At 58.6% G+C, this 12,135-nt stretch carries 8 protein-coding genes and 1 other RNA gene; 7 read left to right on the plus strand and 2 right to left on the minus strand.

Annotation, left to right across the window (positions count from 1 at the left end; all coding sequences use genetic code 11):
* Positions 1-22: 22 nt before the first annotated feature.
* Positions 23-421: a transfer-messenger RNA gene (ssrA, locus tag HS103_04545) on the minus strand.
* Between the two features lie 171 nt (positions 422-592).
* Between ssrA and HS103_04550 the strand changes: the two genes are divergently transcribed.
* Entirely contained in the window at positions 593-1,564 is a 972-nt protein-coding gene (locus tag HS103_04550; protein MBE7512068.1) for a phosphoglycerate dehydrogenase, read from the plus strand.
* 63 nt (positions 1,565-1,627) lie between these two features.
* Here HS103_04550 and HS103_04555 read toward each other — a convergent pair whose 3' ends face one another.
* Positions 1,628-2,605, minus strand: coding sequence for a hypothetical protein (locus HS103_04555; GenBank protein MBE7512069.1), 978 nt, complete (start codon positions 2,603-2,605; stop codon positions 1,628-1,630).
* Between the two features lie 842 nt (positions 2,606-3,447).
* On the opposite strand from HS103_04555, the gene HS103_04560 reads away from it, so the two are divergent.
* The 6 genes from HS103_04560 (at position 3,448) to HS103_04585 (ending at position 12,113) form a co-directional block, all read left to right on the plus strand.
* Entirely contained in the window at positions 3,448-5,976 is a 2,529-nt protein-coding gene (locus HS103_04560; GenBank protein ID MBE7512070.1) for a hypothetical protein, read from the plus strand.
* 211 nt (positions 5,977-6,187) lie between these two features.
* Positions 6,188-7,210, plus strand: coding sequence for an ABC transporter ATP-binding protein (locus HS103_04565; protein ID MBE7512071.1), 1,023 nt, complete (start codon positions 6,188-6,190; stop codon positions 7,208-7,210).
* A complete protein-coding gene (locus HS103_04570; GenBank protein ID MBE7512072.1) occupies positions 7,210-8,112 on the plus strand; it encodes a hypothetical protein in 903 nt (300 codons plus the stop codon). The genes HS103_04565 and HS103_04570 overlap by 1 nt, the downstream gene beginning before the upstream one ends.
* Before the next feature lie 189 nt (positions 8,113-8,301).
* Entirely contained in the window at positions 8,302-8,973 is a 672-nt protein-coding gene (locus tag HS103_04575; GenBank protein MBE7512073.1) for an O-methyltransferase, read from the plus strand.
* 67 nt (positions 8,974-9,040) lie between these two features.
* Positions 9,041-10,903, plus strand: a complete 1,863-nt coding sequence (locus HS103_04580) for a hypothetical protein (GenBank protein ID MBE7512074.1) — start codon at positions 9,041-9,043, stop codon at positions 10,901-10,903.
* A 214-nt stretch (positions 10,904-11,117) separates the two neighbouring features.
* Positions 11,118-12,113: a MoxR family ATPase gene (locus HS103_04585; GenBank protein MBE7512075.1), complete on the plus strand. Its 996-nt coding sequence runs from the start codon at positions 11,118-11,120 to the stop codon at positions 12,111-12,113.
* Positions 12,114-12,135 lie beyond the last annotated feature (22 nt).

Here is a 12,135-nt window from a genome sequence, read left to right on the forward strand (position 1 = left end):
GATAATGGGGGGACTTTGTTGTTAGTGGAGGTGGGCGACTCTGCCATCGCCGTCCACGATAACTCTCCCGTCCGCGTCTACAAGCGTAGTCAGGCTATTTGTGTGTCGTCGGTGGCAACCCCGCCCAACAGGGTCTCGCCACGGACCAGCCAGTGATCTTTTGCCTCGTTTATCGGCGTTGCAAGGCAGCATCCCGGTCTTTGTCACGCCTGCGTCCGACCCAACCGGGCATGGTTCGGGGCAGACGCGCTAACGCTTTAGGTTAGCTGTCCGGTTTCGTTATCGCTTAGGCAGCGAGAGCGAGACGCGGAGCAACAGTGTTCTTGTTGCCAGTTATGGTTTGCACATTTGTTAACTAGGGGACATGCGCCCCGGCTTGCAGCTTACGCTCAACCTACCGTGTCGAATCTAGTTCACCCCCGTATGGTTAAGACATCTCTAGAATACCATAAAAATGGCACCGTGTACAGAGGCGAAAGGTGGGGGCGATCTACCACTTGTGCGAATCGGTCACTTGGAAAAGACTGCTCCTTTTGGCACAATTAACGCCATTCCTAGACGTATACCCTGTGATGAGGTGTTGACAATTTCCATGACCCATATCCTTGTGCCGGATAATCTTGACAATGCTGGACTGACCCTTCTGAAGGCTGCCCCGGAAGTGACCCTCCAAGCGGCGGCAAAAATGAGCCGCGAGGAAGTGCTTGCCGCCATTCCCAACGCCGCCGCCATGATCATTCGCAGCGCAACCACCGTAGACGCCGCCATGATGGATGCCGCACCACGCCTGAAGGTGATCGGGCGAGCAGGCGTTGGCGTCGATAATGTCGATCTGCCAGAGGCAACCGAACGCGGGATTGTCGTGATGAACGCCCCCGATGGGAATACAATAGCCACTGCCGAACTTGCCTTAGGGTTGATGTTGGCGTTGGCACGCCATATTCCGCAAGCAAACGCCACCACCCACAGCGGGAAGTGGGAGAAAAAAGCCTTCATGGGCGTTGAACTGCGCGGGAAAACCCTCGGCGTCGTCGGCTTTGGGCGCGTTGGACGGGCAGTGGCAAAGCGGGCGGCGGCGTTCGAGATGACAATCATCGCCTTTGATCCCTTCATCTCGGCGGAATCGGGCGCGGCGCACGGGGCAGAGATGGTCAGCCTTGACGAACTCTATGCCCGCGCCGATTTCATCACCTTGCACGCCGTCTCCAGCCCCGAAAACAAGGGGATGATCAACGCCGCCTCAATCCAGAAGATGAAGAAGGGCGTCCGTATTGTCAACGACTCACGCGGGTCACTCATTGATGAGGCGGCGCTGGCAGAGGCGTTGAAATCTGGGCAAGTGGCGGCGGCGGCGCTGGATGTCTTTAACAAAGAGCCGCTTGAAGACGGCAGCCCACTGGTGGGGATTCCGAACGCCATTTTGACACCCCATCTGGGGGCAAGCACCTTAGAAGCGCAAGATGCGGTTGCTATCCAGATTGTTGAGAATGTCTTGGGGGCGCTGTTCAGGGGCGACTATCGGAACGTCGTCAACCCCGATGTGCTGACAAAAGTGAGGGCGTAAAGGGGGGTGTAGGGCAGCGGTGGGCGACCATGTAAGGTCGCCCCGTCAATTTCCCTTATCTCTTTACCCGCCCGTGCGGTTGAATACACTGGCATGAATCAGGCGATCCTCCCACAGCAGCCCACTGCCGCTGACGGTATCGCCCATGATCCGAACATCCTTCCCCATGCCCACCGATTCAAAGGGGCTGGTTTCTACCGTGGCAAGGTCGTGTAGGAATGCCCGCACCTGATGGGGAGGAAGTGGTATTGTCTCCTTTTCCGGCTGTTCCAGGGCATCAAACAGATAACTGCGCAGCAGTTTTGACCACAAGGTCTTGAGCGTCTCGTGATGGTCAAAGACATCAGCGCCAACAATCGTTCCATTGATTGCCACCAAAAAGCCCTCGGCTTGCGGCGCAGTAAAGGCATTCAGATAGGACACCAACTGATCCTCATTCTGGGTGTAGGCATCGTGAAGCGCTGCCGTCTGTGAATGTGAGCCATGCGCCGCCATTTTCCGCTGTACTTCGCCCCAGACCGCACGCTGATCCGAGTCGTACCAATTTAATTCGGTGCGCTGAAGGTCTTCCGCCGAAGTATCTGCCTCCCGACGGGCTTTTTTCTCGCGCAGGCTGTTCGTCACGTTTTCGACTTGCATCCGCCGAAGTTGGCTGTGGGAGGCGGTAGCGGCTGTGGAAAAGTGCCGTGAACGGTATGACCAGCGCCCCTGTTCGACACAGCTTACGGGAATCGGCATTTCCGATCCGGCGGGAATCAGGAGCGAGGTGTTCAAGACGCGGTTTTGTTTGGCGCCGATCAATTCTTCGCCAACGATCAGCAGCACGGGAAGTCCGCCCGTATTGACCACCTTGAGTTGAGGGACGTTCCCCCCCTCGCTAATTTCTTCAACGCTTAGGCTTTTGCTGGCTAAGCTCTCATCAAGGGTTTGATAGGCACGCTCATGCCCATTTTTGCTGTGGAGGGCGTAGATCGTCACATGCTTGTATGTTTGCGCCTCTCCAACCCGAATGTGTTCTAAAAACGCGGCTAACTCGTTCATACGACCCCTCCACGCTGACTTTCAACCAACCTGCTTACACGTGCGATACCATACACTCACCGCCTATCAAGTATAGTATAGAACGCCTCAGGCGAAGCCGATAAATGTTATGCCGCTGCCCCCATCCGCCTAACGCCGTTCTTTTGCAAGGAAAAGGGGTGCGGCGAGGGCGCGGGGTTAAAACGCCCGCGCTAAGGGTGATCACCCCGTTGGGGCTTAACTACAACATGGTGGGGGTTAGGGTTTCCAAGCCCCGTAGGGGTGGTTAGTCTCAGCCCGCTGCTTTAGCGGCTCTCTCTTAGGCTGACCTACAGCATTTTTCAAGGAGATTGACCCCTTAGTGGTTGACAGCCCTGCTTATCACGACATACTTATCGATGGGCTAGGCGGTGGTGATCTAAGGGGTAAACGAACGACGCCCGCCCTTCTTGTAAGAAGGCTGGTTGCCGCCCGACCAGTGAGGGTACTGCAATAGTTACGCACATGCCCGTAAGTCGTAAGACACAGCCTTTTCTCAGCCGCTGCTCAAACCCGCACACTGCCCACCTTTGGGTGTTTCGTCTCCCCCCTTTCTAAGCATCGTCTCACCGATGTTAGGAACTTCGCACAAAGATTCTCAATGCCTTACAGCATTTTTCATGGAAATTGCCTCCTTATTGGTTGACAGCCCTGCTCATCACGATATACTTGTCGATGGGGTATGTTGCTGTGATTAAGGGATAAACGAACCTACGCCCGTCCTTCTTGTAAGAAGGCTGGTTGCAGCCCAACCAGCGAGGGTACTGCAAGCAATAGTGATAGTGATACAATCCCTAAAACATGGTAGCAGACAGGAGCGCAGGTTGCGACGAACGACAGGTGCGCTGATCCTTTTTGCGGCGCTCATCTTTGCCTATATAGCGTCCCCTCCACAGGAAGTTGCCGCTCAAAACGCCGCGATTAGGCTCACATTAGAGGTTGGTTACGAAGGCTACTATCGGGCGGATAGCTGGCTGCCTGTGCTTGTACGGGTGGCAAACGGCGGCGCGGATATTTCCGGTGAACTGCACGTCATGTCTGTAGACGTGTTGGGAAAAGCCACCGATCCCTTCATTGCGCCCATTGACCTTCCCACACGCTCTGAGAAACAACTTTTTCTCTACCTTCCGGCAGATTACACCGCCCAAACCATCCGCGTAAACCTTGTGACGCCCGAACGCATTGTTGCCAGCAGCGAACGGGATGTAAAACCCGCCCGTCCCTCGGACATGCTCTTTGCCGTCGTCACCGATTCCCCAACGGGGACGATTGACCTGAAGGCGATCCGCAGCGGCGTGGGCGATGCCTATCAGGCGACATGGCGTGTGGAGAACCTCCCCCGCCTTGCCGAATCGCTGCGGGCGCTCGATGGAATCGTCCTGAACGATGTGGACAGCGGGGCGCTTGGCATTGATCAACGGCAGGCGCTGACGGATTGGGTCTTGAGCGGTGGGCATTTGGTCGTCACCGGTGGCTCGAATTGGCGGCGGACAGCAGCGGGCGTCAAAGACATTTTGCCGCTCGTCCCCGAACGGATCACCACCTTACGCAGTATGCCCAGTGTGGCATCCTTTGCCGGACGCCCCGCCGCCCTCGCCAGCCCGAATCCCTTTGATGTGGCAGAGGGGACGCTCACCGCCGAGGCGCTTGTCCTTGCCGAACAAGGCGGCGTGCCGCTCGTCGTCCGCCGCGCTTATGGGGCGGGCTTTGTCGATGTCCTCGCCTTCGATCCCAACTTTGAGCCGTTCAGCCGGTGGGGAGATCGCGGGCAGTTTTGGTTCACCCTGTTCACCACCGCTGGCAGCACGCCAAGCTGGGCGGGGGGTGTCACCAACACAACGCAAAGCCGCGTCGCCGCAGATACAATCAGCGGGCTGCGCCTGCCCGATGTGGCACAGTTGGCGATCTTTTTAGGGCTGTACATTGCCTTGATTGGACCTGTTAACTACGTTGTTCTGCGCCTGATCAAGCGGCAAAGTTTGGCGTGGTTCACCATTCCGCTCATCGTCACCGGATTTACCACCGTTTATATTCTGACGGGGGCAAGCCTGCGCGGGACGCAAGCGATCATCAACCGCATGGCGATTGTTCAGGTGTGGGAAAACACCACGCGAGGGCAAGTCGATGCGATCATCGGCGTTGCCGTCCCCCGCCGAGGGACGTACAGCCTGAGCATCGGGGATAACTATACTCTCCGCCCCCTGAACGATACCGAGTCGGCTGGCTTGATCAGCGGACGGGCGACGACGATCTATGAGGTAGGCGGCTACGAGGCACGCAACCTGTTTGTCGATGCAGGGACAACCGCCGCCTTTGGCTCAAGCGGCTTCACCGATGTGCTGCCTCTTGAAGGCGAGGCGCGAATCATGCTTTCGCCGGGGAGTTCAGCGGTAGTTTCGCCAACCCCCGGTGCGATAGGCGTCACCATCAGCGGGCGGGTGAAGAACACGACGAACCAAGTCTTGTACTACACCCAAGTGATCGCGCACGGTGGGGCGTATACCTTAGGGACGCTGAACCCGGGCGATGAGACCACGTTTTCCTTCCCAATGAACGCCGATCTTTCCCCGCCAGCATCGTTGGGCAGCAACATATGGGCAAGCGCCTACTTCCGCGCCGGACGGTACAACAACACCCCATCGAACATCACCGTTAGGCAAATCATGGGGATGCGCTACCTCGGCTACCGTGATCCGTTCGGCGGGCGCGGTTTTGAAAACGCCGATGAGCAGCAAGAAGACCTTCGCCGCCAGCGCTTTTTGGAGAGCATCATCACCGATTCCGATCCGAGTGGTGGGCGAGGGACATCTGTTTATGTGACGGCGTTCACGCGGGAATCGCCCGTCCAAGTGGCGCTTTCCGGCGTCGCCTCCGTCACCGAAGATACCACCGTCTATATCTACCGCCTGCCCGTGACGGTGACCACCCAAGACCCGGCGCGGGCGGTGGAACTACCCAACGCCTACCTAACATGGACGCCCACCGAGCAAAGCACCCGCCGCGATGTTGCCCCCTATGAAATGAGCATCCAACCCGGCGAACGCTACGTCTTCCGTTACATCCCTATGCCGCTGATGCGCATGGAGAACGTCACCGAGATTCGGCTGACGCTGCAACCGGGGAATTCTGCCTCGCGCAGTGTGACCGATGCCGTTTCCCTTTACAATTGGCAGCGTGGGGAGTGGGAGGTGATCCAGACGCCGAACTTCCTGACGCGGATCATCGACGCCGGACGGTTCATCGGACCGGAAAACGCCATTGAGATGAAAGTAGAAGTGACGGCGAATGTGAATCGGCTTTATTATGAACGCATCGACCTGACCTTGTATGGGACGCTGCGGGAACAGCGCTGAGGGCAGCCACATTGAAAACACAAGGAAGATAGAGACTAATAACCCCACCCCCTGCAACCCCTGCTCTCCGTAAACGGAGAGCAGGGATTACGCAGCAGTCGGGGGGGGGGGATAGGGGTTCTTAGAAAGATGACCGATTGCCACATCTTTCGTATATGTGTTTATATCTGATGTTACGTCCGATCAAGCCTTTTGAGGAGTCATTACAGTCATGACCGACGCTCCCCCCGATATTGGCAAGCGCTCGCTCGATCTGGAAGCGGTGCGCCGCCAAATTGACGATGCTGATCTCGTCATTGAGACGCGCTCGCTGGTCAAGCGCTATGCCACCCTCACGGCGGTGAAAGACCTCTCGCTAAGCGTCCCACGTGGGGCGATCTACGGCTTTGCCGGTCCCAACGGGGCGGGGAAAACCAGCACAATGCGCATCCTCACCACGCTGATGCGTCCCACCAGCGGACAAGCATTCATCGCTGGCACAGAGGTGACCAAAGACCCGCGTACCGTCCGCAGGCAAATTGGGTTCATGCCCGATTATTTCGGCGTGTACGACGACATGAAGGTCTGGGAATACCTCGATTTTTTTGCCGCCTGTTACGATATTTCCGACGCAGAGCGCCCCACCATGATCGCTGATTTGCTTGATCTGGTCGATCTCACCCACCGCAAAGATGATATGGTGGATAAGCTGAGTCGCGGTTTGCAGCAGCGGCTCTGTTTGGCGCGGACACTCGTTCATGATCCGCAGGTCTTGATTCTAGACGAACCCGCCTCTGGGCTTGACCCCCGCGCCCGCATTGAGATTCGTGAACTTTTGGTGGAATTGGCGCGGATGGGCAAGACGATTTTCTTCTCCACGCACATCCTTGCCGATGTTGCCGAAATCTGCACGCACATTGGGATCATCGAGGCGGGGGAGATGGTTTTGCAGGGGCGTATGGACGATGTGCGCCGTCGCCTGATGCCCAACCGCCAAGCGGTGATCACCTTCCTAGACCGTGCCGACGAAGCCAAGGTGGCGCTTGGAAAAATTATGGGCGTGCTGGATGTTCAAGAGATCGTGGAGGAGGCGGGGCGAAAGCGGCTGCGCGTTCACTTTGATGGCGATGATACGATACTCTCCACGATGATGCAGACGCTCGCCGCACAAGCCATTCCGGTGGTGAACTTTGCCGAGGAATCAGAGGATTTAGAATCGGTGTTTCTGAAGGTGACGAAAGGGATTGTCTCCTGATGCTGCGCCTATTCGTGCGAAACCCGGTGATCGTCAAGGAACTGCGGGGGCGGATGCGCGGGATGCGGGCGTATGCCTTGCTGTCGATCTACCTGCTGCTGATGTGCGGGTTCATGCTGCTGATCTATGTGTTGGCGGCGTCCTCGCGGGATTTGAACGGGTATACCTCTGGCGGGCAGATCGGGCGTTCGCTCTTTTTGGGGATCGTTGGGATTGAATTGTTCCTTGTCACCTTCATTGCTCCGGCGCTGACGGCGGGGGCGATCAGCGGGGAGCGCGAACGGCAAACCTACGATCTGCTGCGGACGACGCAGCTTTCCGCCTCAAAACTCGTCTTTGGCAAGCTATTCTCGGCGCTTTCCTATGTGCTGCTGCTGCTTTTGGCGGCAATTCCCTTGCAGAGCATCGCCTTTTTGTTCAGCGGCGTGAACGAGGCGGAGATTGCCCTAGCGACGGTTATCCTCTTGGTGACCTCAGTGCTGCTTGGGGCGGTGGGCATTTATGCCAGCGCCCTGAAAGAACGTACCGTCGCCGCGAACATCAGCGCCTATGGCTGGACGCTCGGCGTGATTTTGGGGCTGCCGCTGGTTGTGTTTGTCTTTATGGGCGTTTTTGGGGCGCGGATTCAAACGCTCTCGCTTTCGGCGCAAACGGTCTTGCTCTACCTTCTTTTGGCGATGATCATCACCAATCCGCTGGCGACGGCGTATGCCACCCAAGTGTGGCTGGTACAGACGGGCAGCGCGGGGGTGTTTACCCAAACGCTGACCGACCCGGTGACGGGAGTCACGGCACAGCTTCCGCTCATCTCGCCATGGATTTTGTTCACGGCGCTGTATGGGGTGCTTGCCATCTGGCTGATTTGGCGCTCCGTGCGCCGCGTCCGCCGGATAGAGGGGTAAGGGAGAAAGCCGATCTTGTGTGGGGAACTTCCCACCGCTGGAAAGAGTCCTAAAGGTGATGATGATTTAAGAATGCCACCCGGCATCAAGGTTACAATACGTATAGAGTAGATTAGGACTTTACGCCGTCGAATGCCGTTGAACTGGTTTATCCCGGCTTGATCGAATAAAACAAAGAGGGGGCAGTTTGTGTCTAAAGACCTCTGGACAGCCGTCGATCACTACACCGCCACCATCGCCCTCCCGCCCGATCCCGTGCTGGAGGCAACCTTACGCGCCTCTGACGAGGGCGGCTTGCCCGCCATTCAAGTTTCGCCCCATCAGGGGAAGATGCTCCATCTGTGGGCTGCCTCGATGGGGGCGCGGCGTATTTTGGAGATCGGCACGCTTGGCGGCTACAGCACGATCTGGCTGGCGCGGGCGCTCCCCGCTGGCGGGCGGCTGGTCACCCTTGAAGTTCAGCCGAAACACGCCGAAGTTGCCCGCGCCAACCTTGCCCAGGCTGGCTTTGCCGATGTGGTTGAGGTTCGCTTGGGGGTGGCGCTGGAAAGCCTTGCGGCGTTGGCAGCGGAGGGCGGCGCTCCCTTCGATTTTGTCTTTATCGACGCCGATAAAATCAACACTGCCGCCTATTTTGAGTGGGCGCTCACGCTCACCCGCGTTGGTGGGGTGATCGTCGTGGATAATGTCATTCGCGGCGGCGCTGTTCTGGATGCCACCAGCGGCGAGGATAGTGTCGTGGGGATACGGCGCTTCAACGAACGCCTTGCTGCCGAACGGCGCGTCAGCGCCACCGTGATCCAGACCGTCAGCGGCAAGGGCTACGATGGGATGACCATTGCCCTGGTGACGGGCGAGTAATATGTATCGGGGCGCTCTCCTCTCAGGGCGCTTCTCTTTTCCGAACGTTTAGCCAAGTGAGGGCGCTATGAACGACCAACCACCCATCCGTGATCACCTTCTCCGCTACGTGCAGCGGTGGGATATGCGCTTGCGGACGACCCTTCTTCCCCTCTGGATTCCACGTGGGGTAATCTTCGGACTGCTGATTGGGGTGGGGATTGCCCTCTTTGCGCGGCTGCGCCCTCTGCTAATGCCGCAGCAAGTCCTTGCCTTAGGCGTGGCGGCGGCGCTGCTGTGTGGCATGGCAGCATTTCTTGCCGTGTGGTTCGCCCCGCGCCCGCCGCTGAAGGCTGCCCGCTATTTTGACCGCACCTTTGGGCTGAAAGAACGGACGAGTACTGCCCTTGAAGTGGCGTCTGGCAGCCTTCCCGCCCCGGCGGGCATTGACACCCTGCAAGCGGAGGACGCCCTAGAAAGCGCCCGTCAGGTGCGGGCGCGGGACTTTCTCCCCTTCCGCGTGCGCCGCGCCGAGTTGGGGATCATGGTTGCCCTCGTCCTCGTTTTGGGTGTGTTGGCGCTCACCTTCAACCCGCAAGCGGCGGCGCTGGCGCAGTCACAGGCGATTACCGAGGTCATTGAGGATCAGGTTGAAAAACTGCGCGAGGTCAAGCGCGATATTGAAAGCGACCCCCGTCTGACAGAGGATGACAAGCGCTCTCTGTTGAAACCGATTGAGGAAGCAATCTCCAAACTACAGCAGCCCGGGATCAGCCAACCGGAAGCCGTTGCCGAGATGAACAAAGCGGCGGACGCGCTGAACGACCAACGGACGCAGTTGAACGAGCGCCAGCGCCAAGCGGCACAAGAATCCGCCCAAGCCCTCAGCCAAAGTCAGGCGACGCAGGGCATTGCTGAGCCGCTGAAAACGGGCGATCTCTCCGGGGCAGCCGCCGAGATGCGCAGTCTTTCTGCCAAATTGGATGAAAATCAACTGAGCAGTGAGCAGGCAAGCAGCACCGCCGATGCCTTAGAACGGGCGGCAGAGGCGCTGAAAGACCTGAATCCGCAGGCGGCAGAGGCGCTGAAACGAGCGGCAGAGGCGCTCCGTAAGGGTGATCAAAAGGCGGCGGCAGAGGCGCTTCGCGATGCGGCACGGGCGCTCCAAAACCAACAAGATCAGATGGACAGCACGCCCCAATCACAGGCGGCAGAAAATGCCGCGAAGGAACTGCAATCGGGCAGCGATGAGGTTGCCCAAGCGGGGCAGCCCGAACGCCGCGAGAACCAGCCCGGTGAATCGCGCAGCGGAAACCCGGGCACGCGCAGCCAGCCGCAGCCACGTCAGGGCGATCAGGCGGAAGGGAATCCGCAGGATGGCACAGCGGGACGACCAAGCAGCGAGCAGCCCGGCGAAAGCGGTGGCGACACAGGCGAGATGATGGACGGGCAGGGGTCGCCCAACAGCGGCGATCAGGAAGGCAACCTTGATGGGAGCGGCGCTCCGCAAGATGGCGGGCAGCCCGGCGACAAGGCGGGCGGTAGTTCTGGCAATGTGCCTGGGTCGGATGGCGGCACAAGCGGCACAGGGACAGGGGATGGTGGGGCGGGCAACGATGTGATCGGCGGAAATCCGAACGAGCAGCCGATCAACCCCAACACCAACCGAGGTGATGGGACACTGCGCAAGAACGATTACATCTATGCGCCGTCCTTTGTCGGCGGCGATGGCGGGGCGGAGGTGGGCTTGGATGGCGCGGGCGAACCTAAAGAGGGCGACCCTGTGGAAGAAGGCGACTTCACGACGAATCCCTATGGCAAAAGTGGCGTCAAGCTAGGGGATGCCGTAGGACGGGCAGCGCGACAGGCGGATGAGGCGATGGATTTGGATCGCGTCCCCGGTGCGCTGCGCGGGGTGATCCGCGATTATTTCTCTGGGTTGCAGAAGTAGAGGGTGCGAGGGAATGGCGCGCGGCTGAAGCCGACGCGCTAGGAATAACCGCCCCGTTGGGGCTTAAAACAAACGGGGGGGCGTTGTTTGCTTTCAAGCCCCCAGGGGTGGTCAGCCTTAGCTCGATCTTTTAAGCGGCGGGCGCAAACTATCCCAATGGGAAGGGCTAACCCATTGGGATAGCATATGGGAATACATACATACGAGGTTAGGCATGTCCGATCAATCGGCAATTACCGTTGAACAATTTCACGAGACAACAACCGCAATCCTTCGCGAGGTGGGAAAGATCATTGTTGGGCAAGACGATGTGGTGAAGTTCGTCCTCATCTGCGTGATCAGTGGCAACCATGCCCTGCTTCAGGGCGTGCCGGGCTTGGGAAAAACCACCCTCATCCGCGCCCTTGCCACCGCCCTGAATCTGAAATTCGCCCGCATCCAGTTCACGCCGGATATGATGCCCGCAGACGTGACGGGGACAACCGTCATGGAAGATATGGAAGATGGGCGGCGGCAGTTCCGCTTTCAAGAGGGTCCGCTTTTTGCCAACCTCGTCCTTGCCGATGAGATCAACCGCGCCACGCCCAAGACACAATCGGCGCTGCTGGAGGCGATGCAGGAAAAAACGATCACCGTTGGGACGCGGACGTACAAACTTGAACCGCCCTTTTTCGTCCTCGCTACGCAAAATCCATTGGAGATGGAAGGGACGTATCCCCTTCCAGAGGCACAGTTGGATCGCTTTATGTTCCGCATTGACGTGAACTTCCCCACGCCGGAAGAACTTGTCTCGATTCTGACGCGGACGACGGGCGGGAGCAGCGATCCGCAGTCCGCCGTTGCCGATGGGGGGCGTATTTTGGAGATGGGCAAACTGGCGCGTAACATCCCCGTCCCCTCCCATGTGATGGAGTACGTCGCCAAATTGATTGTCGCCACCCACCCCGATCATGCCGGCGCGATTGATTCTGTGCGGCAGTATGTGCGCTATGGCTCTAGCCCACGCGGGGGACAGTCGATCATCTTGGGCGCAAAGCTGAACGCGCTGATGGCGGGGCGCTTCAATGTTGCCTTTGACGACGTGCGAGCGGTGGCACGTGCCGCGCTCCGTCACCGACTGCTGCTCAACTTTGAGGGGCAAGCGGAGGGAATCACTACTGACAGCGTGATTGCCGAACTGATTGAGAAAATGCCTGTTGGGGCGCGGTAGGGGATGCGGGGGACGTGGGGGG

The sequence above is a fragment of the Anaerolineales bacterium genome (assembly GCA_015075625.1).
Lineage (GTDB): Bacteria > Chloroflexota > Anaerolineae > Aggregatilineales > UBA2796 > UBA2796.